Origin of the sequence: Mesorhizobium japonicum MAFF 303099, from assembly GCF_000009625.1 — a bacterium.
Lineage (GTDB): Bacteria > Pseudomonadota > Alphaproteobacteria > Rhizobiales > Rhizobiaceae > Mesorhizobium > Mesorhizobium japonicum.
Window position 1 is genome coordinate 5,483,756 of sequence record NC_002678.2, and the last position, 22,115, is coordinate 5,505,870.

Annotated in this window: 21 protein-coding genes and 1 pseudogene; 11 read left to right on the forward strand and 11 right to left on the reverse strand. The window is 60.7% G+C overall.

What is annotated here, in order from left to right; genetic code table 11:
* Positions 1 to 18 precede the first annotated feature (18 nt).
* A complete protein-coding gene (locus MAFF_RS27335; RefSeq protein WP_010914245.1) occupies positions 19 to 465 on the reverse strand; it encodes a pyridoxamine 5'-phosphate oxidase family protein in 447 nt (148 codons plus the stop codon).
* Positions 466 to 1,030: 565 nt separating this feature from the next.
* Between MAFF_RS27335 and MAFF_RS27340 the strand changes: the two genes are divergently transcribed.
* The 6 genes from MAFF_RS27340 (at position 1,031) to MAFF_RS27365 (ending at position 8,720) form a co-directional block, all read left to right on the forward strand.
* A complete protein-coding gene (locus tag MAFF_RS27340) occupies positions 1,031 to 3,472 on the forward strand; it encodes an ATP-binding response regulator (protein ID WP_044549355.1) in 2,442 nt (813 codons plus the stop codon).
* 5 nt (positions 3,473 to 3,477) lie between these two features.
* Positions 3,478 to 3,864 carry a response regulator gene (locus MAFF_RS27345; RefSeq protein ID WP_080512110.1) on the forward strand — a complete coding sequence of 129 codons (387 nt, stop codon included), beginning with the start codon at positions 3,478 to 3,480 and terminating at the stop codon, positions 3,862 to 3,864.
* Between the two features lie 257 nt (positions 3,865 to 4,121).
* A complete protein-coding gene (locus MAFF_RS27350) occupies positions 4,122 to 4,514 on the forward strand; it encodes a response regulator transcription factor (RefSeq protein ID WP_010914248.1) in 393 nt (130 codons plus the stop codon).
* Complete coding sequence (locus tag MAFF_RS27355) at positions 4,514 to 6,256, forward strand: YaiO family outer membrane beta-barrel protein (protein ID WP_010914249.1); 1,743 nt, start codon at positions 4,514 to 4,516, stop codon at positions 6,254 to 6,256. The genes MAFF_RS27350 and MAFF_RS27355 overlap by 1 nt, the downstream gene beginning before the upstream one ends.
* A gap of 2 nt (positions 6,257 to 6,258) precedes the next feature.
* On the forward strand, positions 6,259 to 7,296 hold the full coding sequence (locus MAFF_RS27360) for a HEAT repeat domain-containing protein (protein ID WP_010914250.1): 1,038 nt from the start codon (positions 6,259 to 6,261) through the stop codon (positions 7,294 to 7,296).
* Entirely contained in the window at positions 7,293 to 8,720 is a 1,428-nt protein-coding gene (locus MAFF_RS27365) for a glycosyltransferase family 2 protein (RefSeq protein WP_010914251.1), read from the forward strand. The genes MAFF_RS27360 and MAFF_RS27365 overlap by 4 nt, the downstream gene beginning before the upstream one ends.
* Before the next feature lie 8 nt (positions 8,721 to 8,728).
* On the opposite strand, the gene MAFF_RS27370 is transcribed toward MAFF_RS27365, so the two are convergent.
* The 7 genes from MAFF_RS27370 to MAFF_RS27400 all read right to left on the reverse strand — a co-directional run bounded on the left by MAFF_RS27370 (position 8,729) and on the right by MAFF_RS27400 (position 15,108).
* Positions 8,729 to 9,100, reverse strand: a complete 372-nt coding sequence (locus tag MAFF_RS27370; protein ID WP_010914252.1) for an Hpt domain-containing protein — start codon at positions 9,098 to 9,100, stop codon at positions 8,729 to 8,731.
* Positions 9,101 to 9,170: 70 nt separating this feature from the next.
* On the reverse strand, positions 9,171 to 9,881 hold the full coding sequence (locus MAFF_RS27375; RefSeq protein ID WP_244420629.1) for a DNA ligase: 711 nt from the start codon (positions 9,879 to 9,881) through the stop codon (positions 9,171 to 9,173).
* 247 nt (positions 9,882 to 10,128) lie between these two features.
* Positions 10,129 to 10,467: a slr1659 superfamily regulator gene (locus tag MAFF_RS27380; protein ID WP_044549359.1), complete on the reverse strand. Its 339-nt coding sequence runs from the start codon at positions 10,465 to 10,467 to the stop codon at positions 10,129 to 10,131.
* An 18-nt stretch (positions 10,468 to 10,485) separates the two neighbouring features.
* Positions 10,486 to 11,046 carry a slr1658 superfamily regulator gene (locus tag MAFF_RS27385; RefSeq protein ID WP_169627208.1) on the reverse strand — a complete coding sequence of 187 codons (561 nt, stop codon included), beginning with the start codon at positions 11,044 to 11,046 and terminating at the stop codon, positions 10,486 to 10,488.
* Positions 11,047 to 11,048: 2 nt separating this feature from the next.
* A complete protein-coding gene (locus MAFF_RS27390) occupies positions 11,049 to 13,415 on the reverse strand; it encodes a SpoIIE family protein phosphatase (protein WP_010914256.1) in 2,367 nt (788 codons plus the stop codon).
* The gene (locus MAFF_RS27395) at positions 13,412 to 14,590 is read right to left on the reverse strand and encodes a class I SAM-dependent methyltransferase (protein ID WP_032928887.1); all 1,179 of its coding nucleotides are present in this window, start codon (positions 14,588 to 14,590) and stop codon (positions 13,412 to 13,414) included. Before MAFF_RS27395 ends, MAFF_RS27390 begins: the two co-directional genes overlap by 4 nt.
* Positions 14,591 to 14,592: 2 nt before the next feature.
* On the reverse strand, positions 14,593 to 15,108 hold the full coding sequence (locus tag MAFF_RS27400; protein ID WP_032933073.1) for a hypothetical protein: 516 nt from the start codon (positions 15,106 to 15,108) through the stop codon (positions 14,593 to 14,595).
* Positions 15,109 to 15,309: 201 nt separating this feature from the next.
* Between MAFF_RS27400 and MAFF_RS27405 the strand changes: the two genes are divergently transcribed.
* Positions 15,310 to 15,648 (forward strand): hypothetical protein, encoded by a 339-nt coding sequence (locus MAFF_RS27405; RefSeq protein ID WP_010913642.1) that lies wholly within the window; start codon positions 15,310 to 15,312, stop codon positions 15,646 to 15,648.
* Positions 15,649 to 15,710: 62 nt separating this feature from the next.
* A pseudogene (locus MAFF_RS38370) lies at positions 15,711 to 16,477 on the forward strand (IS5 family transposase).
* Here the strand turns inward: MAFF_RS38370 and MAFF_RS27420 are convergent.
* Together MAFF_RS27420 and MAFF_RS27425 are read right to left on the reverse strand one after the other, a co-directional pair.
* Positions 16,474 to 18,213, reverse strand: a complete 1,740-nt coding sequence (locus MAFF_RS27420; RefSeq protein WP_420668531.1) for a putative bifunctional diguanylate cyclase/phosphodiesterase — start codon at positions 18,211 to 18,213, stop codon at positions 16,474 to 16,476. The pseudogene MAFF_RS38370 and the gene MAFF_RS27420 sit on opposite strands and share 4 nt — an antisense overlap.
* Positions 18,214 to 18,522: 309 nt before the next feature.
* Positions 18,523 to 19,665, reverse strand: coding sequence for a helix-turn-helix domain-containing protein (locus MAFF_RS27425; RefSeq protein ID WP_010914260.1), 1,143 nt, complete (start codon positions 19,663 to 19,665; stop codon positions 18,523 to 18,525).
* 228 nt (positions 19,666 to 19,893) lie between these two features.
* Here MAFF_RS27425 and MAFF_RS39395 point away from each other — a divergent pair, with 228 nt between their 5' ends.
* The 3 genes from MAFF_RS39395 (at position 19,894) to MAFF_RS39405 (ending at position 21,158) form a co-directional block, all read left to right on the forward strand.
* Positions 19,894 to 20,196: a hypothetical protein gene (locus MAFF_RS39395; RefSeq protein WP_157866093.1), complete on the forward strand. Its 303-nt coding sequence runs from the start codon at positions 19,894 to 19,896 to the stop codon at positions 20,194 to 20,196.
* 113 nt (positions 20,197 to 20,309) lie between these two features.
* Positions 20,310 to 20,567: a hypothetical protein gene (locus tag MAFF_RS39400; RefSeq protein WP_010914261.1), complete on the forward strand. Its 258-nt coding sequence runs from the start codon at positions 20,310 to 20,312 to the stop codon at positions 20,565 to 20,567.
* 198 nt (positions 20,568 to 20,765) lie between these two features.
* Positions 20,766 to 21,158 carry a hypothetical protein gene (locus MAFF_RS39405; RefSeq protein ID WP_157866094.1) on the forward strand — a complete coding sequence of 131 codons (393 nt, stop codon included), beginning with the start codon at positions 20,766 to 20,768 and terminating at the stop codon, positions 21,156 to 21,158.
* Between the two features lie 133 nt (positions 21,159 to 21,291).
* Here the strand turns inward: MAFF_RS39405 and MAFF_RS27435 are convergent, their stop codons facing one another.
* Positions 21,292 to 22,053 (reverse strand): SDR family NAD(P)-dependent oxidoreductase, encoded by a 762-nt coding sequence (locus MAFF_RS27435; protein ID WP_010914263.1) that lies wholly within the window; start codon positions 22,051 to 22,053, stop codon positions 21,292 to 21,294.
* Positions 22,054 to 22,115 lie beyond the last annotated feature (62 nt).

Genomic DNA, 22,115 nt, shown 5'->3' on the forward strand with positions numbered 1-22,115 from the left:
ACGAAATTGGTGGAACGGCTACTCGCTCGCCTCTCTCCCGGATACCTGCTCGATCAGGATCCGAAAGAAAACGTGCGGTGCACTGTCGGCCGTGGGAGGCGTGACCGGTTTGAGTGCGCCAGGTTCCCACCAGTCGGTGTGCTTGCTCAACACCGACCAGGCATGATCCCGCTGAAGCTTGTGTCCGATCAGGTCAGGCAGTTCTTCATACCGGCCATCGACAACGACGCTTTTCCATCCTCGGCCCTGGCCGTGTTCGTCAACCTGGACGGACACCCGCGGATTGGCCCGCATCCATTCGATCTTTTTGCCCGGCATCGAGAAAGCGTAAAGATGAGCATCCGAATAGGCATAGTAGAGGGGCACGACGTAGGGCTGCCCGTCCTTCGCGCATGCCAGGCGGCCAACACGATTGGCTGTCAGGACTTTCGTGCATTCCAAGGCAGAAAGCGTGCGGACCAGCATCAATGTGATCTCCTGTTCTTCTCGGCCGTCGACCCGAGGCTGCCATCTAGTAGTGGACAGTCCGGCTTCGGCCCATTGCGGTCACTATTCGCGGACGGAGGGAACAGTGGCGACATCTATCACAACAACACTGTGCTTCAGTCAAGCACACCGCAAGGCTGCCTACGGCGCGCAGACAGCCGCCAGCACGCAAAGCGCGGCCCTATGATGGCGACTAGTTCATAGCGTTTCTAAGTCCTCGGACATCGCTAGTTGAAACCCATCGCGCCCGTATGCGTAGCGCAGAGATCGCCCTTCCAGCTGTGAAGATGGCTATCCACCCCGGATGCGCTCCACAGTGTTTGCGCGAATCTTATCGACGGAACCATAGACTTTTGCGCCTTCCGGTGAGATGCCTCTGCAGTCTGTCCGGATAAGCGCTCGGAACCGACACGCCTGCCACGTGGCTGCCCACGTCGCCCCTGCTCGGGGTGCCACCGGTTCGGCCCTGCGGACTGGTGCGCAGCTTCTTTAGATGTCGGATAGGTTTAGCCGATATTCATCGGAAAAAAGGAGCCGGAAAGTCATGACCGAGATCTGGCAATCACTCCTCGCCAATCTTGCCCTGGTCTCCGTCCTGGTCATCGCCTGGGACCTTGTGGCCGATTTCACCGGGCGTCTCTCACGGCGGATACAGTCGCTGCTTCTCGGCGCGGTCATGTGCGTGGGGGCGGTCTTTTCAATGGCGACCGCCTTGTCCGTCTCCGGCTTCGTGGTCGATCTGCGCGCCGCCTTTATCGGCGCCGCCGCGTTCTTCGGCGGATGGCCGGCAATGTTCGTTGCCACGACCGGCTCCATTGCCTATCGCCTCTATCTTGGCGGTCAGGGGGCCAATGTCGGCGTCATGGGTATCCTGATCACCGCCGTTGTCGGCCTGGCATGGCATGGCATTGTCGCGGCCCGGTCGCGCACGATGCTCGACATACTCGGCTTCGGCGTGTCGGTGGCGCTCGCCGGGTTGATCACGCTGCTGGTCATACCCCAGCAAGTCATCACAGGCCTGATCCAGCAGAGCACGTTCCCGTCCCTCCTGTTCCGCTTCCTCAGCACCATGGTGATCGGCATCCTGCTCGACCGGCAACAGCGGCGGCGCGATCTCTCCAGGTCCAACATGATCTATCGGGCCATGGTTCGCGAGCTGCCGGACTGCCTGAACATAAAGGATGTGGACGGCCGCTTCATCGCCGCCAATCCCGCCACCGCCGAAATGCTGGGGGCCGCTTCAGTCGAGGAGCTCATCGGCAAGACCGATTTCGATTTCTATTCGAAGGACGTGGCCGAGCGCTTCAGGCAGGACGAGATGGGCGCACTGAAGGCCGGGCAGACATTGCGCATCGAACAGCCGGCGGTGTTTCCGGATGGCAAACAGGGCTGGCTTTACACGCTCAAGGCGCCGTTCCGCGATGAGGCCGGCAAGATCACCGGTGTCATCACCTACAATCGCGAGATCACCGAGCAGAAGCGAAACGCTCAGCTCAAGAACGATTTCATTTCGACGGTCAGTCATGAGCTGCGCACCCCTCTGACATCCATCCGCGGCTCGCTGGGCCTGATCGCGGCGGGCGTGGTGGGCGAATTGCCGCCGAAGGCCGCCAACCTCGTCAACATCGCTCACACCAACAGCGAGAGACTGGTTCTTCTCATCAACGACATCCTCGACATGGAGAAGATCGAGTCAGGTGTGATCGCCTTCAAGATCAAGCAGATGCCTGTGCGCCCGATTATGGAGCAGGCCATTGCCGCCAGTTCCAACTACATGGCCGAGAGCCGGATACGCATCGTCCTGGTCGACGATGCCCCGCGCGCCGAAGCCAACATCGATCCGGACCGCCTGCACCAGGTGATGGCCAACCTTCTGTCGAACGCGATCAAGTTCTCGCACGCCGACGGCACCGTGATGGTGAAGCTACAGCGTCGTGATCGCGACATGTTGCGCATCTCGGTGATCGATCAGGGGGCCGGTATCCCCGAGGCGTTTCGCAGCCGTATATTCGGCAAGTTCGAACAGGCCGACGCGTCCAGCACCCGCAAGAAAGGCGGCACCGGCCTCGGCCTCAGCATCGTCAAGACCATCGTGGAAAAGCTGGGCGGCGCCGTTTCCTTCGAAACCGAGGAAGAGAAAGGAACCTCGTTCCACGTCGACCTTGCCGAAGCCCGCAGGCTCCACCCGAGGCCGTATCCGCCACCGCGCCCGCCGCGTGAGCCCGATGGCCGCCTACGGGTTCTGATCTGCGAAGACGAGACCGACGTCGCCACGGTAATTGCGGCACTCCTGGACTCGGAAGGCTTTTCCAGCGACGTGGCCCCGGACATCGCCACCGCGAAGGCGCTTCTGCAGTCCCGCGATTACGCGGCACTGACACTCGACATCAAGCTGGCAGAAGAATCGGGTATCAAGCTCTTCCATGACATCAGGGCGTCACCAGTGAATTCCGACATTGCGGTCATCGTCATCTCCGCCGTCGCCGATGAGGCCAGGCGCTCGCTGAACGGCACCGCCGTCGGCATCGTCGACTGGCTGGAGAAGCCGGTGGATTCGGGGCGGCTTCACGCCGCTCTTGCCAAGATCGTCGCCAGCAGGAATGAGCAGAGGCCGAAGATCCTCCATGTCGAGGACGACGAGGGTGTGCTAGCCGTGATGTCGGCGGGGCTGGGCTCCGACGTCTCGATCATCTCGGCGAAAACGCTGCAGGAGGCACGGCGGGCGGTTGCGAAGCGTCACTTCGACCTGGTCATCCTCGACATAGCGCTTCCAGACGGATCGGGACTGGACCTGCTCGCCGATCTGCCGCTGGAGACCGGAGTCATCGTGTTCTCGGCGGCGGAACCGGACCAGAAACTCGGCGATCGGGTGCAGGCGATGATGACCAAGACCAGGGCGTCGGAGATCGATGTCGCAAAGCTGGTCAGAACCATGTTGGCCTCATCGCGAGATGGCACCAGACCCGCCGGCCGCGCCAAGGAGTGACGATCATGCCGGCAAGGATCCTCTACGTGGATGACGAGGACGATATCCGCGAAATCGCTCAGATGTCGCTGGAGCTCGATCCGGAATTCGAGGTGCGGTCTTGCTCTTCGGGCGCCGCGGCGCTGACCGATGCCGCCGCATGGCATCCCGATCTCATCTTGCTCGACGTGATGATGCCGGACATGGACGGGCCGGAGACGCTGAAGCGCCTGGCTGCTTCACCGCTGACGGCGTCGATACCCGTGGCCTTTATCACCGCGCGCACCCAGACGCATCAGGTCGAGCGCTATCTCGCCATGGGAGCGGTCGGGGTCATCGCCAAACCCTTCGATCCGCTGGCCCTCGCCGGCGAAGTCAGGAAGCTGCTCTCGGAGCATCCCGGGCGCGCATAGCCGCTGGGTCGAAGGCAGTGGCAACAAGCCTGTCAGCAAGCTCCGTTTGCCGTTTACGGCACCTGTACCATACCCCAATATTCATCTACTGATTGTATCGAAATACGGCCGTCGCGAATCGGTTTTATTTATGATTGCGCGGCATCGGCCGGCGCGGGAGACCCGCACCGGCGTTGTTTGCATGGATCGCATTGGCGGATGTCGGTTCATGGGTTGATCACTCCGGGGGGCACGAGGCGTGAACCGGAGCAGCACTGGTGAATGGAGCGAAGGCAAGAGTTCTGATCTGCGATGATGATCCCCTGTTGCTTGAACTGATGGAATTCAGGCTGAGGGCGAAGGGATACGAGGTCATCACGGCAGTGGACGGTGCCGAGGCACTGGCGAAGGCGGAACAGCACGGACCCGATATCATCGTGCTCGATGCGATGATGCCCAAGGCCGACGGCCTGGAGGTGCTGGCTCGCCTCAAGGGCGACCCGGTCCTGTCAGACACGCCGGTGGTGATGCTGACCGCCCGCAAGGCCGAAAGGGACATCGTCTCGGCCCTCGAGAAGGGAGCCGACGACTATCTGGTAAAGCCATTCATCCCCGAGGAACTGCTGGCCCGGCTGGCGCGTCTGATCGCGCGCAAGAATGGGAAACGCTGATGAGGCGCAGCCGGCGCGCAGCGCTTGCCGCATGCCTGATCCTGGCAATCGCGGCCACTCCTGGTGCGGTGCTTGCGCAGACGGTCGATGAGCTCTACGCGTCCGCCGTAAAAGCCAGGCAGGCCCGGCATTTCGACGAGGCGGTGGATCTGCTTCGGCGCGCACTCGCGCTCAAACCCGACAATGCCGACGCCCTGGTTCAGCTCGGTTTCGCCGAACTCGGCCGCAACGATCTGGCGGCGGCGCGCGACGCCTTTTCCAAGGCGCTTTCCCTTGCTCCGACCTATCAAGATGCAAGCTTTGGCCTGGCCGAGATCGAGTTCCGTTCCGGCAATCTGGATGCCGCGCTGCCGCTCGCCGAATCGGTGGCGCGCGCCCAGCCCGGCAACACCGACGCCGCCGCGCTTGTAGAGAACATCCGCAAGGCCATGCAGGCCGCCGGCGGTGAGGCGAGGAAGGCGTCCGTGGCGGCGCCGAGGGCGAAACCACGGCCCGATCCCGTCGCCGGCCTGATGGAGCAAGGTCGGCGGTTGCGAACCGCGGGAAAGCTGCCCGAAGCGGAGAAGGTCTATCGCCGCGCGCTTGGGCTGGCGCCGAAGAACACCGACATCTTGGTCGCCCTTGGCCTTATCGTGGGCTCCAGCCAGCGGTTCGACGAAGCCGGGCATTTCTTCGACCGGGCGCTGGCCATAAAACCCGGCCTTCTCGACGCGCGGATCGGCAAGATCCGCATGGCGATTTGGCAGGGCGACGTGCCGAGCGCCCGCGCGCTGGTCGATGACGTGTTGGCCTCGTCGCCGGACAATGTGGAGGCGCTCGACCTCGATGCCAAGGTCGCCCTGCTCGAGGCCGACTACACGCGGGCCGGGCAGTCGTTCCAGCGCGTGCTTGCGATCGATCCGCGCAATGCCGAGGCGCTGGTGGGGATCGGCGATGTGCGCCGCGCCCAAGGCGACGACGATGCAGCGCGGCAGGCCTACAGAGAGGCGCTCGCCATCGAGCCCGGCTCTTCCGACATCGAGCAAAGACTGGCCGTGCCGCCCCCGCGCAAATGGCGGCTCGACCTTGGCACCGAGGTGAGCGATCTCACCAACGGGCTGAGCGACTGGACCGACAGCTCGGCTGGCCTTGCTTATCGGCTGTCGCCGCGCACGACGATTTCAGGCCGCACCCGCGTGGCAACCCGCTTCGGCCGTACCGACGTTCAGATCGAGGGCCGCATCGACGAGGCCTTCTCGCCTGCCTTCTCCGCCTATGCGTTCGCCGCGGCGACGCCGGATGCCGATTTCCTGGCGCGCTACTCGATCGGCGCCGGCGCGTCCTTGCAGGTTATGGCGGCGGCGAAGGCGTTCGGCCCTTTGTCGCTCAACATCGACACCCGCTACGACAATTTCACCAACACAAACGTCACCAGCGTCTCGCCCTGGGTGCAGGGCTATATCTTCGACGGCCGCCTGGGGCTTTCCGCCCGCTGGGTGCATGCGGCCGACGATATCGGCACGCGCGCGGACGGCTATGTGCTTAGGGTTGACCTTGCGATGGCGCAGCGCTTCAACCTGTTCGGCGGCTATGCGGACGCCCCCGAAATCTCCGACGGCACGCTGGTGCCGACGCGCACCGTCTTCGGCGGCATCTCCTGGGACGTCAACGATCCGCTGACGCTCCGCGCCAGTATCGCACATGAGCAACGCCCGACATTCGACCGAAGCATATTCGGGCTCGGCCTGACCGCGCGGTTCTGATTATGTGGTACATCTGGGATCTTTCCATTTTGCTCAGCGCCCTTTCCCTGGTGATCATGCTGTTCCTGATCGCCCGGCGCGTGCTGCAGGAACGCCGAGGCAGGGCGCAGATCGATCAGCGGCGCCAGCTTCACACCGCACTGATCGCCTTCACCGAAAACCGGGACCGCGAGGCCTTGAAGGCGGTGTTGCTCGCGGTGCCGGCGGGCGTGGCGATCAATGCCGGCTTCGAGTTCATTTCGCTGCTTCGCGGCGAGGAGTATGACGACGTCCTTGCCGCCTTCAACGAATGCGGCCTGCCGGCGCTTGTCGGCAGCCAGCTGGAAAAAGGCAACGGCGCCGAGCGCATCCACGCGGCCGAGATGCTTGCGGCGCTGCGTTCGGAAAACGCGGTGGCGAGCCTGCTTTCGGCGCTCGACCGTGACCGTTCGCGCGAGGTGAGGATCGCCGCCGCCATCGCGCTCTGCGATCTCGGCAGCCTGCCGCCGCTCGATATCGCACTGGGCAAGGTCGGCGTGGTGGGACAGCGCTCGCGGCGCCTGATCGAGTTGTTCAGGCGCTTTCCGCCGGCGCGCTTCGAGGAGCTCAGGGATCATGCCGCGCGCACCGACGCGGTGCCCTTCATCCGGGCAGCCGCGATCGACGCGCTGGCTCGTGCCGCCGGGTTCCATTTCGCCGATTTCTTCGCCCGCGCCACCGGTGATCAATCGCCCGAGGTCGCCGCCGCGGCGCTGCGCGCGCTCGGCCTCACCGGGCACGCCGAGGCACCTGCCATCCTGGCGAGCGCGATGGCCAACGGCGACTGGGACGTGCGCGCCGCCGCCGCCGATGCCGCCGGGCGCCTCGGGCTCGCCGGGCTCGCCGCGCCGCTCTCCGCGCTGATGGACGATGAGGCGTGGACCGTGCGCTATGCCGCCGCCAACGCCCTGCGCTCGTTTGGCCAGCCGGGAGAACGGCTGCTGCGCGACATCGCTGCCAGCGAGGTCTCGCGCAGCCAGCGCACCGCCTCGCTCATCCTTGCCGAGGGGCCGGCCGCATGATGTCCGACTGGAGCCACGAGATCGTTCTGGCCGCTTCCATCCTGTCCTGGTTCATCATCGGGGCGGGGCTGGCGCAGACGACGATCTATCTGTTGCAACTCATTATTGCCGCCTACGCGCTTTCCAAGCGCCCGCCGGTCGCGCGCTCGGCACTGCTGTGGCACCGCTATGGCGATGTCGCGCCGCCGATCGCGCTCCTCGTACCCGCCTATAATGAGGAATTGAACGTGGTCGAGAGCGTCCATTCGATGCTGGCGCTCGAGTATCCGAATTTCGAGGTGATCGTCATCAACGACGGCTCAAAGGACCAGACGCTGCAGCGCCTGATCGGGGCCTTCAAGCTGGTGAAATTCCGCCGGCCTTATGAGGAGGCGCTGGCGCACAAGCCGATCCGCGGCCTCTATTCCTCGCCAATGACCGAGCGCCTGTTCGTGGTCGACAAGGAAAACGGCGGCAAGGCCGATGCCCAGAATGCCGGCATCAATGTCTGCCGCGCGCCGCTTTTCTGCGTGATCGACGGCGATTCCATCCTCGAGCCCGATGCGCTGATGCGCGCCGCCCAGCCCTTCATCGACGACCCCGAGCGCACCATCGCCGTCGGCGGCACGATCCGCATCGCCAACGGATCGAGGATCGAAGCCGGCAGGGTGCGAGAGATCCATCTGCCCAACCGCTTGCTGCCGTTGCTCCAGGTCGTCGAATATCTAAGGGCCTTTCTCATGGCCCGGCTGGCCTGGAGCCACATCAACACGTTGATGCTGGTGTCGGGCGCCTTCGGCATGTTCCGCCGCACGGAGGTGGTGGCGGTGGGCGGCTTCACCATGGGCTCGATGGGCGAGGACCTCGACCTCGTCATCAAGCTGCACCGCCACATGAGAGATGCCGGTCGCAAATACCGCATCCAGTTCATTCCGGAGCCGGTGTGCTGGACCGAGGCGCCGGAAACGCTGAGCGTGCTCGCACGGCAGCGCACGCGCTGGCAGCGCGGCGCGCTCGAGTGCTTCTTCCGCTACCGCGCCATGCTCTTCAACCCGCGCTACGGCCGCGTCGGATTCCTGGGCTTCGGCCACATATTGATTGTCGACGTGCTAGGGCCGGTAGCGGAGGTGTTGGGCTACATCCTGATCCCGGCATTCTGGCTGCTCGGCATCCTGTCGACCGAGTATCTGCTGGCCTTCACCTCGCTCATCTTCACCTATGGCGTTTGCGTCAGCGTGTGCTCACTGGTCCTCGAAGAGGCTGAGCTGCAGCGTTTTCCGCGCGCCAGGGACCTGGCGGTGCTGACGGCGGTGGCGGTGATCGAGAATTTCGGCTACCGCCAGCTCAACAATTTCTGGCGCGTGAAGGGCTGGTGGCAATATCTGCGGGCCGACCAGAGCTGGGGCGAAATGACCAGGACTGGCCTGTCCGGGGCGAAGAAATAACGCCCGCTTCATTTCAGCGTTTGCTCAATCTCCGCGATGAGCGCATCGAGCGCGGCTTGGACGGCTCCTTCATTCGGCTGTTCGATTAGCAGCGTTTCCAGCGCCGACGCCCGCGCGCCGATATCCGGAAAGCCGAATGTCCCCGCCGCACCCGCCAGCGAGTGCGCTATCCTGGCCAGCGGATCGCCCGCCCCGCGGGGCAAAGGATCGCCCTCGCATGCGATGGCCTTCAGCTGCCCGAGCTGATCGGCGCACCGGGCAAGGAAGCGTTGCCGCAAGGGGGCGAAAGGATCGTTTGAGATGGGGTGGTGCTCCAGCGGGATGTCGAAAGTATTCAAGCAGAAAGTGGCATAGGTTTGAACTGCCTGCTTCTCGCGCACGACCTCCTGCTCGAGGACATTGCTGGTGCCGGCGCTGGGGCCGCGGTTGCGGCAGAAGCGTCGTCGATGCTCAGAAATCGGCTTCCTCGAAGTATTTGGCCTTCAACCATGTGTTCGACGGTCCGCTCCTGTAGCTGCTGTCGGCGCGCTTCGAGATGATGCTCTTGATCCCCACCTTCTCGATGGCGCGAAAGATCGCCAGCGCACTGCTTTCGAAATGCTCGCTGTACTGGATCCTGCCGAGGCCGTGCTCAACCAGTTTCCATAGCGCCTGCTTGCGCTGCAGCAGGGGCAAGGAGACTAGATTGCGACCATCGAGATGGAGGATGTCGAACGCGACGAACGCGAGCCGGCTCGGTTCGTTCCAGATCGCGGCTTCCAGCGAAGGGTAATCGTGAGCGCTCTGCTCGTCCGGCACAATGACATCGCCGTCGATAATGGCGGCCCGGCATGGCAGCTCGACGGCCAGCGCGATGGGCCAATATTTGGTGGTCCAGTCACGGCCGTTCTTGCTGTAAAGGCGCACGCTGCCTTTATCGATGATGATCTGCGTGCGGTAGCCGTCGAGATTGACCTCGTGAACCCATCCCTCATCTCCGGGCGGCTCCTCGACCCGAGTCGGGATCTGCGGCGGAATGAACTCCAGCCGGCCGCCGGTCACCTTGGCACGCTTACTCAATGACGCCACCTCTGATCGCGCAGCGGCGGCTAATCGGCACAGGCAGCCCGACATCCCCCCAACATGGACGCCTGCCGCCTGTGCCGAGCCCCCGCCGAGCAATTGCCAGCATCTGCGCACCAGGCCGAATTGTCGTTACCTTCGCATCCAAATACTTGTCATGGAGTACATATCTCACTCGGTGCGGTACTCTTGGAGTACGCAGCTGATTTCGGGCGGATTCAGGTCAGGCCGAGCCGAGAATGGTGGTTTCCGAGAACCGGAACGGAGCGTACGTTTAGCTACATGAGTACAGGAAGCGCAGGAAGCCGCCGTTCGCAGGCCGGCCTCACCTGAACGTCGACAGACCTTAGTCCATCAAAAGCACCAGGGCGGGATGCAGCTTCTTCAGATTCGGCAAGGATTTCGATTGCCAGGGTATGTCGGGCGTTCCACGCACGACGAACCGAACATCGGGATGCTTGCGCACCTCGATGGTAAATTTCGCCAGCAGGTTGATGCCAGAAGAGTTGAGAAAGTGAAGGTCCTTTAAGTTGAGGGTCATGGAAGAGGGATTTGAGGCAAGAGCACTGGTCGCCAAGGCCATGATAGGCGCGCCGGCTTCGGAACTGGCAAGCCGCATGACACCGTCGAAAAAAATATCGCTTCCTTCAATCCACACGCGGTAGTCGTCTGTTTTGATTTCCATAGCCTGGCTTCGCCTCATCTAATTGTGAGTTTGCGAGATCGGGATGGAGGCATATGTCTCCAGGCAAATCCGATCGCTTTCGTCGGCGGTGCTGAATATCCAAGCCATGCGTGCGCCATAGTCGCTCATCAACGTGAGCAATCCGAGTCCGGAGCCTGCCATGTCGGGGTTCGCGGCATTCGCTTCAATTCGCTGTATCAGCAGGTCCTTGGGGTCGCCAACTGTGATGTCCGCCAGGAGACGCTGGAACTCGGACACGTCCTCACCATCGACGTCATTCAACACCTTGAGCTTGAAGAACTCCGAATCCATCGATGCCTCGATCACGATCTCACCCGGTGCGCGAAACTTGACGGCATTTTCGATGAGCTCGTTGACCAGATATCCGATGCTGTGGCGCACTTCCCTGTAGTCATTGCGGGACGACTGAAAGGGCAACGCGAAAAGATCGGCGAAGAAGTCCGAGGTCGTGGCACAATGACGCCAACTCAAGTCGAGTGGTCCGTCGAACAGCCGCACACGACTGACACCTTCCATCGTCCCGATAGCGAGCTCAGATGTGCCGAACAGCGTGGTCATGTCTATGTGTGCCTTATGATCACGAGGGTGATGTCGTCGTGGATCTTCTGGATTCCGATATGGGCCATCAGATCCTCGACGATCCCGGTTTTGATTTCCTCGGCGCTCTCGCCGTGACGTTTTCGTGCGCTCTGGCAAAGGCGCTCGAACCCGAACAGCCTTCTGTCCTGGTCTTCCGCCTCGGTCACACCGTCGGTGTGCAGCACGATCACGTCGCCGGTCCCGAACTTGATGTCATACGTGTCAATGAACGGCGAGATGTCACTCTCCAGACCAACCGGCAGACCCAGATCAAGCGTGTCGATACGTTCGACTTCCCCGCCCGCACGGACGACAAGAACGTCCTCATGTTGGCCGGATAGCGTTACCCGTCCATCCTCGAAGTCAAGGAAGGCCAGCGAGAGATGCTTGTCGGTGTTCGTCCGCTCAATGTTCTTGTAGATCGCTCTGTTCAACCGATCCAGAAACTGGTGCGGATCCGCTTCGTTGGTCTCCTGCAGCGCGCGTGCGACGGATTGGACCATCAGCATCAGCACGCCGCTTTCGAGACCATGACCGGTCACGTCGCCAATGCCGACCTTGACCCGTGAACCGTTCTGCAGAACGTCGTAGTAGTCCCCGCCGACCTCGTCTGCCGGCCGCATATACGCTGCGATCTCCAGCCCCGGAATCGCTTCGAGTTCGATTGGTTTCGGCAGGACCATCATCTGGATGTGTCTGGCAACCGCGAGTTCGGCACCGAGGCGGACGTTCTCGTCCCGCAACTTTTCGTTGAGTGCGGAAATCTCCTGATTGGCGTCCCCGAGCTCCTTGGTTCGTTCGTCGACGAGTTGCTCGAGGTTTTCAGTGTGAAAGCTGATCTCCTCAGCCATCCGGTTGAAGGCAATCCCTGCCGCTCCAACCTCGTCGCGGGTTGGAATGCTCACGCGCACTGAATAATCTTTGGACTGGAGCTTCTGGGCGGCACTGGCAAGCGCCCTGAGGCCGGCCGTGATCCGCTTCGAAATTCCGAGCACGGCCGCAAAGACAATCAGAAGCGAAACAGTGATCGCCGCGATCTGAAACAGCAGGATGCGATTGGTTGCGCGCGAAATGCTCTCCTGCGCGGCGAACAGGGATGCATAGATCTCCCGTTCGGGAACGACGATCCCGACCGACATCGTTTCGGACTTGACCGGTCCCGAACTCCATAGATTGGTCGGCTTCAATCTCTTGAGGACAACGATGTAGGGAACGTGTTCGCCCTTGTTGTCGAGCATGATGTGCTGGATGACACCGTCATTGTTCTGGTCGAGAGGCAGCGACGCGATAGCCGGCTGGGTACTTCCCCGCAGAGACCTTTCCAAGCCGGTGACGCCCTGCGTGCCGGCATCGCTCGACGAAGTCAGGCCGATGATCGCCTGGCCAGACGGATTGATCGCCACCACATTGCCAGTCGACATCGTGAGGAAGCCGAATCCGGTTTGAGCGATCTTCACCCTTTCGACGACTTCCGCGAGCTGATCGAGCGTGATGTCTGCCCCCGCCGTGCCGGCGATACCGGTGCGATCAAGCGTCCACAGCGGGTGGAAAAAGCTGACGATCAGCTTTCCCGTGATCGCATCGGTGTAAGGCGCGGTCTGGGTTATGTCGTCAGGGACCGGACGTGAGGCTGGGTTCTTGGCCCATTGCTGCCATGAACCATAGATTCCCGGAAAGAAGAACTCCCAGAACTCCGCCTTGTTGTGGCCTGGATAGAGCCGGTCGAAGGTCTGCGCCTGGTTCGTATATGGTACCGTCCTGAAGATCGGTCGTTCTTTTGGACCAATATAGTACATCTGCAGCTTGGACGCCCCGCTGGCCATGAGGGTCGGCGCGACGAGATCGATCACGGTACTGTCTTCTATTTCCTTCTGAACGCCCGGCAGCGGACTGTGGTCGGCGCCCAGCAGGTAGCCCCAGACACTTATCACGGAAGGCGAGCCCGGCAGATTCTGCGCCCAATTGCCCTGCGCATCGTAGACGATCTTCACGGAGCCGGGCGCCTGATGCGAAAGCGTCGCTCCGATCTGCTGCTGCCTACTCGGATCGTCGATCTGGGCCTGCAGCACGCCGGCCAGCGCCTTGACGTCCCCATGAACCCGATCGAGCAACAGGTCGACGCTCAACGCCGTCGACTCGGCATAGGAACGAATGTATTCCTGGTTTGCGGTCGTCAGGCCCTCACCGACTTCCGATGTGGCGTCGCGCGACAGCTTTTGAACGTTCCAAAGCGCCAGGCCGCCGCTCAACAGGAGGTCGAACAGTACGGCGCCGCCGACGACCAATACGAATTTCGCTCGAAAGGAATGCAGGCCGAAGCGTGGTGTAGGCTCATTGTCGGCTTTCATTGTGGCCGTTGCCCCGATGCGACCCAGATCGGCCAACCCGCGTAGCCCTTGGGGTGGAGTGCAGCGAAAATGTGGTCCTGGAAGCCCTGCCGGAACCGTGCGATGAACTCCGGTCCGTCGCCGCGTCGGGTCGCCATCTCGCCCGCATAGACATCCGCCCAGGCCACAATGACATCGGCAAAGTCCTGCGGATCGCCGTCAAGGTTAGTGACCATGAAGGACTCCACACGTATATCTTCGAACCCGGCTTCGACCAGGTATCGCCGACTCTTGGGCCCGAGCTCGACGTCCATCTCGAAATGCCCGAATAGCTTCGCCACCTCGTTGTAGGTCCAACGAATGCTTTCGGAGCGCGGCTCTCCGAGGCAATGCGAATTCTTCTCGTTGGTAATGTAGACCCGCCCGCCTGGCTTGCATATGCGGTAGAGCTCCTTGAGGATGAGTTCAGGCCGATTGAAGATTTGAAGGGAATGCCGGCAGGTGACCAGGTCGAACTGCGCCTCGTCGAGCAGCATCTCCGACGCATCGCCATAGGTATACTCGATGCCCCGGATATCGAACTCCTTCATCACCCGTCGAGCATAGCTGAGGCTTGACATGGAGTGGTCAAGGGCGACGATGCGCGACGGCTGGAACTCCTTCTGCACGAGCACGGCGAAATCACCGATCCCGCAGCAGATGTCGGCCATGACGATCCCGGGCCTCATGCCGTGTCGCGGCAAGATTGCGCGCTCGTGGCGCCATGTCATCTTTGTCTGTGTGCGGAGGATCGGAACGAACCCGCCTTCTTCAAGGAAGCCCTGGCCCGGATAGAATTGACTGTCATACTCCTGGACCGTGATGTTCGGTTCGATTCCGCTCAAGCGACCGAATTTTCGCGAGGTCCATCCGACCACGCTTGACGTGATGACGACGAATTTGAGATCAGGTCGAGCGCGGCAGGCATCGATGATGATCCTCGAAAAGGCGTGAAACGCAGCGCTGTTCATCTGCGTCAGGCGTCTGACATTGACATAGAGAACGCCGCGCACACGACCGATCGCATCGCGAAGCAATGCTATGCTGGGGCCAAGCTCATCGATTGCCTGAGGCCGGACCACCCCCGATATGGAGAACTCCTGGTTGTTCGCGTCGTATTGCGCCTTGAAGCGCGGGAAAAGGTCGTACGGGCCCAATTTTACAGGCCCTCAAGCGGAAGATCCACGACAAGCTTGATTGCATCGCCGTCGGCCTCCTCGACCCAGAGTGTCGCGTTGTAGTCGACAGCCAGTTCCAGGAGTACGATCTCCCGACTGGGCGCAAGATCCCCAGACACCGAGTTAAGGTATCGCTCCTTGGCCTCGAATCCTGCGACTTGCGACAGGGCCTCTTGGTAGAATTGGCGCTCCTCTGGCAGGCAAGGGAATGTCAGCTCGATCCTATCCGTGGCGCCATGGCGAGACACCCTGCATGCCAATTCGCCGTCGGCAAGGCGCGTACGAAAGGCGACTTCCAGCAGTTCGTTAAAGGCAGAGGAAAAGAGATTTGAATGCCGGACCGAGTCTGATCTATTTTGACTGATCATCCGCGCCATGTATGTCGAAACATAATCGCAGTGTCTCCAAGCGGAGACGAAAGCCTTGATTTCCATGTCGACCTGGATCATGGGCTCAAACGTCGGCTCGCCAGCCAGGTCATGTTGAACAGGTCCCATCGGCATATTCCCTTGTTCCGTCGATATGAGCCCTGGTGGAGCGATGACCTCCGAGATGGAAAATTTCACCGCGTCCATCATGAGTCAGTCTCGCACCGACTCGAAGAATTGTGCGGTATCTGCCTCGATCGTTTCTACAAATCTCCATTTCACCGTTAACAAAGGGTGCAAGGCGCTAGGTCGTGAACTCATAAACGCTGGATGATTGAGACGCTGGAAAGCAATCACCCGTCGGCTTACAGTCTGACTATGCCGTTTGCCCGCAAATTAATTCTTCACGTTCCGGTATCGGATGAGACCTTGCTCGATGGCTTTGTTGAGCAATGTCTGAATGACGGTGTATCGCTCGTGGCCGTGGTCGGACCAGGCTGCGCGAGGGTTGAAGACATTATCGACGAGATCGTCGTCGGTGACGGAAGCGACGAGACACGCTTTATATCCACGACTTCTCACCCCGATGAGCCATTTGAGGATGTGTTGAACATGGCTAGGGCGTGGGAATTCGAGCGCGGCGATCCCGTCGAAGAGGTCCGGCTGTAAGAGTCGTTGACCGCCCGCAATTTAGGCTTCCATACCACGCCGTTTTCTGATTCAGGCTCCACATGAGCCGATATGACCTGACTGACTTCGAATGGCGCGCGATCGAGCCGCTGTTGCCCAACAAGCCGCGAGGAGTGCCGCGCGTTGACGACCGCAGGGTGCTGAACGGCATCTTCTGGGTGCTGCGATCGGGTGCGCCATGGCGCGATCTGCCGGAGCGATACGGCCCGCGCACCACCTGCTACAATCGCTTCGTCCGATGGCGGAAAGCAGGTGTGTGGGACCGCCTCATGGATGCCATCACCAAAGCCCATGACGGCACGGTGCAGATGATCGACACCTCCATTGTTCGCGTCCATCAGCAGGGCGCGACGGCAAAAAGGGGGATCGAGATCATTGTCTCGGTCGTTCCCGAGGCGGGCTGACAACCAAAATCCATGCTCTTGTCGACGCCCAAGGCAGGCCGATTAAGCTGACGCTCACGGCAGGCCAGAAGAGCGACATCGCCTCCGCAGCGGACTTGATCAAGGAATTGCCGGAGGGTGCCATGCTACTCGCCGACAAGGGCTATGATGCCAACGCCTTGCGCAATGCTGTCACCGAGCGAAAGGCATGGGCCAACATTCCGCCCAAGGCCAACCGCAAGGACGCGATCTGCTTCAGTCCCTTCCTCTACAAGGCGCGCAACCTCGTCGAACGCTTCTTCAACAAGGCCAAGCAATTCCGTCGTATCGCAACCCGATACGACAAGCTGGCTGAGAACTATCTTGCCGCCCTCAAACTCGTCGCAATCCGCATCTGGCTACGCGGTAATGAGTCTACGTCCTAGACCGCCCGATTTGCCTCCATCGCGCGTACCACCCTCAACGGGGACCGCCTGATGAAATCGCTGGTTGCCTCGGCTCCAAGCGGCCGACCCAGGAAATTACCCTGCAGGCAATCGCAGTTCTCCTTGATCAGCCACCGTGCCTGTACCGACGTCTCGACCCCCTCGGCGGTGACGCTTATTCCCAGGCCGTGCGCCAGACTGATGATCGATCGCACGATCGTCTGGCTCTTGAGATCGGTCTCTAGGTCTGCAATGAAGTATTGGTCTATCTTCAATGTGTCGAATGGAAAGTTCTTGAGGTAACTCAACGACGAATAGTATGTACCGAAATCGTCGAGCGAAATTCGTATTCCTAAGACATTCAGAGTATTTAACGTGTCAATATTGTCGATCGTCTTCTCAAGAAGAACCGTCTCAGTTATCTCAAGTTCAAGTCTGTCGGCCCGGATTCCAACTGCGTCGATGACCTGGGCGACCGTGTCTGTCAGCGTGCCGCTAAGGAACTGAGCCGGCGAGAGGTTGACTGCGACTGTCAGCGAGGAAGGCCAGGTCAATGCCTGGCGACAGGCTTCCTCGAGCACCCATCGTCCAATCTGGTCCATCAGGCCGTCGGCTTCGGCGATCGGTATGAACACGCTGGGAGGAATGATTCCGACCTCGGGGTGCCGCCACCGCAACAGCGCTTCGAAACCGATCACCGACGCGGGAGGGCGAATGAGCGGCTGATACTCGAGATAAAGCTCGCCCCGCTCCAGCGCGGTTCGAAGGCTGCGCCTCAGATTCTCGCGTTGCTCGAGTAAGAGCAGCATCGAACGGTTGAATGTTCGAGCGCAGCCGCGTCCATCGGTCTTGGCTGCGTAAAGAGCAATGTCAGCGGCTTTCATCAACTGCTCGCCATCGGTCCCGTGTTCGGGCCCGAAAGCAATTCCGATGCTCGAGCCGACGAAGACGGGGATGCCGTTGATGACGAAGGGGGTCTTGAAGGCGTCGACCAGCGATCCGGCGAGGCGCTCAGCCTCTGCTGGCTGCTCCTTTCCCAATTGGATGACTGCGAACTCATCGCCGGCATACCGGTATGCCGATTCGCCGTCCTGCAGCGCGTCGCGGATACGACCCGCAGCCAGCTGCAGAAGCGTGTCGCCCGCTCCATGGCCGAGCGTATCGTTGACCGATTTGAAATCGTCAAGGTCGATCTGCAGCAGGGCGGCTTTCGGCTTTGGTTCACCGAGGGCCGCCAGTGCCTGCTGCAACTGCTCGCCGAATCGCCGCCGATTCTGCAGTCCAGTCAGCACGTCGTGCGTCGCCAGATGGAGCAGAATTCCACGCTCCTGCTCCTCCGCCGCGCTTCGCCCGCCATGCTTCCTTGATTCGATGATCCCCACACCATTCGCGGTGCCGAAGACGAAAACGGACCGGGGCGCTTCGCCCGATGATGGCGGCAAGTCGATGCTTGCCGGAGAGCCGCCCTGGAACACCCGAAGAAATTCGTCGCGGCACCTCGCATCGAGGAAGCTCGGGTAGATCGCCCAGATGGCGGCGCCCGTCGCCACCACGCCTCCGTATACGCCTTTGAGCGTAGTTGCGTAGTGCGTCAGACAGAAGTCGCGGTCATAGAACGACAAGAGTTCGGTCGTGTTCGCCAAAAGGTCAGCGAGAAGCGCTTCGCCGGGACGCAGAGCATCGCTTGAGGGAGGCCCCCCACTCTCCGAGCCGACGCCTGATGCCTCTGGGTGCAAGAACCACCTCCATAGGCGGTGCGAATCCACGTCCCCCAATGTAGAAATAGCATAACTACCAGACTTGGCAAACTTTCAACTTGCAGTCTTAACAAGTGCCGATACGGCGTAATTGCAATGTATGCTCCGCTGCGGTTGGCGGTGATAACGATGAACAGTCCCAGTTCGTCAATAAATCGAAAATTGGCGGGAATTGGCTATATGATTGACGGCGTGGGTGGACGCGACACGAAATATTCTGGCCGATGAGGCGGCAAGACCCGTCGCCATGTTGAGCCCGCCCCATCTCGATCATCGCCGGTCCTGCACTCAGCTTCCGAGCGCTTTGAGCCATCCTTCAAAGGAAGAGGTCTTCTCGCGTTCAGCAAGCGAAACAGAGTGGGCGGGGCGCGGCAACACCATGGTATTGCGGCCTTCTCGGGGACTGTAACCGAATTCCTTGCTGAATGCCCGGCTGAAATTAGCCGCTGAACTAAAGCCGAAGGTCTCAGCAATATCAACAATTCGCCGGCTGTCCGCCGGATCGCTGAGCGCAACATGGGCTGCCAGAAGTCGGCGACTTTGTATGTAATGGAGAACACCACCGCTCGGTTCGAACAATTGATAGAGACGGGAGCGTGATACGCCGAGAGCCCGGCACATTGCATCCGGCGTCAGGTGAGCCGCATCCAGATTGTTTTGGACGTATCGACGCGCTCGCTCCATCAGCGCGACACTCACCAATTGTTCAGCGGTCGCAGCATGTTCCGCCGGAGGCGCGAGGCAGGCAATGATCATGCTGCGCGTTGCGTGTACGATACGGGGCAGATCTTCAGCCGTGAGACTGCGCAGTCTTGCTTCGACGCTATTGACGTAGTCGACCAAGAGGTCGGCAAAGTTGCCGGTCAGAATTGAATTGTTCTTTGCGTCGAGGGTTGACGTCGCATCAGAGAACAAATCGCGCGGCAGATAGAGAAAGAGACTTTCCGAGTCCGTTACTCTCCCCCGAAACGGGTAGCCAAGCGATCTGATCTCCAATTTGCCTGACTGGGTCTCCGCAACGCGGCGATCGACCTCCGTCCACGACCGGCCAGTACGTGGCAAGACGATATACCAATGGTCAATCGAACTGGATCGGAGCTTGGCGGCGGAACGTATGTAGCTATGTGCCGGCGCGCGCTGCTGAACGATCAGCATTCCACCGAGATTCCAAGCTGTGTGGGAGGCGGGAAAGCCATCGTCCGGCGATTTGTCATCCGGCAATCTGATATCGACAAGCGGCGCCATATGCACTTGCCAAGCGGCGAACTGATCGCCTGGCGCCAGTTCGAGCGTTGAAAAGGACAGAGGTTCGAGCACCGGCGCGAGCGATGGAGCGGCCTCGTCGTGGGGTTGACCTTCGCGCGGCCAACGACGCCTATCACGGTCCTGCGGCTGCCTCGCCGGGGCCTCGTCTTGCCTCTTAGTGTCCATCGCGTGGTGCCATATCCGAATCGGGTATGCCCATGCCCCTCTCAATCATGTGGTGTACTTCAGCCATCTGGCAAGGCGGAACTCGATCCGACCGAAACGGCGATCACGCTGGATCGCGCCGAGAAATGCATTCCGTGATAAGTTTATGGATGCGAAGCTAACGACACTCTTCAACCCGATGCGTATAGAATCTGGCATCGTGAATTAGTAGTTGAGGAGGCCGCAGGAATGAACACAAAACTCGACAGCGAAGCTCGGCGCAAGATAATCCTTGATGGATACGGTAACAACGAGCCGTTGAAGGTTATTGCGGAAAGAATCGGATGCTCTCTGGCGAGTTTGAAAGTCACCGCCAGTAAACTCGGATGCACTCGAACTCCGAAGGAAGCGGCGGAATTTCGGCGTGGATTCCACGTCCCGGAAAACAAACGGCGAGATTACTACCAACTTATGATTGCTGGACAGTATAGAGCTCGTGAGTGTGCCGTGATTTTGGGGATCTTAACAGAGGAATCATCAGGTAAAAGGTAACTGATTCCAATACACTGTGGACGATATTATCGCTTAAGAATTCCATCGCCTCAGCGGTTCATCAGCAAAAGCCCGCCAAAAGCAAGGGGGCAGGCCCTGAAAGGTTCGCACAGATGCTGCGTCGACGTTTCAATCGCACCTGCCTGAGCCCTCACGATCTGGCTATTTGCGAACGCGTGTTCGAACAGGCCTGCTCGGATGAAAACCTCGACCCCTTGGACCCGGACGCCGAAATCTTGGCGGTGATGGTTGTGTCCATTTTTCGAAATGCTCACACCAGCGAGCGCGAACTGCTGGAGGCGGTCAGGTCTCGTCGGCAAAAGGCTCCGGGAGGCGCGTCGCATCAATTGTTCAGTCGCGACGCGCTTTAGCCAAGGCATCGGACTTGAAGACCAGCGCGCACGAAGCCCCACCCGCAGCGCCATCCGCCTGACTGCAAGCGACGCGCCAGATCATGTTCCGGCGGAAGTCGGTTCTGCCGCTGAAACCAGTTCTCCTGCAAACGACGAAACCCCACCAGCGCGCGGATCAACCGACTGGCGGACGTCGTCAATATCCCTCGAACGGAATTGTGGCCCGGCGGCACGGAACCAGCGCCTGCTAATCTGTCGGGGTCGTGGCAGGGGATATTCAGCTACCTGACCGCCAAGAAGGCTCCCGGTTGCTTCTCTGCCACCATAAGCGAATCCGATGGACGGCTTACCGGTGAAATTCATGACCAAGACGGCGCCGTGGCGGCGGTGAGACCATCGTTCGCAACTTTAGAAGGCCGACGCGTAGGGCGCGATGTGCGTTTTTTGAAGCGTTACGTCAGCGAAGCCAAAAAATACGCTGTCATTCAGTATTTGGGCGAGATCAATGACGGCGCGACCGAAATCGCCGGGCAGTGGTTCGTGCCGGGCCACTCCTCGGGCAGTTTTACGATGACCAGGTCCAAGATCATCTCGGCGGCCGGTGCGTGATGGTGGAGGAGGCGAACTACTAACTCGCCAAAGCCAAATACAGATTGAACTACATTGTGCTGATCAAGATGTGTAGTCGCCATGAATCCCCGCCTACGCCGTCGAGGGCACGATCCGGGCCTTTCTCCACAAGCTAGATCACCGTTTCTCCTCCATCGACAACCAGGATCTGACCCGTCATGTACGAGGACCGGTCAGACACCAGAAACAGTACTGCCTCCGCGATCTCCTCGACGGTTGCCCAACGGCCAAGCGGCACCCTTTCGCGGATGTAGGCTTCGATGGCTTCCCGGCCTCCCATCTGGGCGATGAAAGGCGCATTGAAGGGCGTGTCCACCCAACCCGGGCAAAGCGCGTTGACGCGAATGCCGAAGCGGCCATAGTCGCCGGCCATCTGCCTGGTCATCGCGATCACCGCGTGCTTGGTCGTCGTATAGGCGATCATCTCGCGGTCGTAGAGCACGCCGGAGCTCGACGACGTGTTGAGGATGACGCCGCGGCCTGCCTTCTTCATGAATGGCATGACGATACGGGCACCGAGGAAGTGAGCCCGCACATTGAGCGTCCAGGAGGTATCGAAGCCTTTCACGCTCACTCCGAGCACGTCGCCTTCGACCTGTACGCCGGCATGATTGTGCAGGATGTCGATCCTGCCCTGAGTGTGGATGAAATCGTGAAAACCGGCTTCAAGCGCCTGGTCGTCGGTCAGGTCGAACACAAGCGCCTTTGCCCGGCCACCTGCGGCAAGAATCTGGTCGACGGTGGCGTTGGCGCCGTCGGCGCTACGATCCGCCACGCCGACCATCGCACCCTCGCGCGCAATGATCAGCGCCGCCGCCCTGCCGATGCCGGATCCCGCGCCGGTGACGATCGCGGTCCTGTCCTTCAGGATCATCCCTCTCCACCCTTTCTCGCCGGCTTGTAATCCTGCATCATCCGGCGGACGAGCCTCGCCCG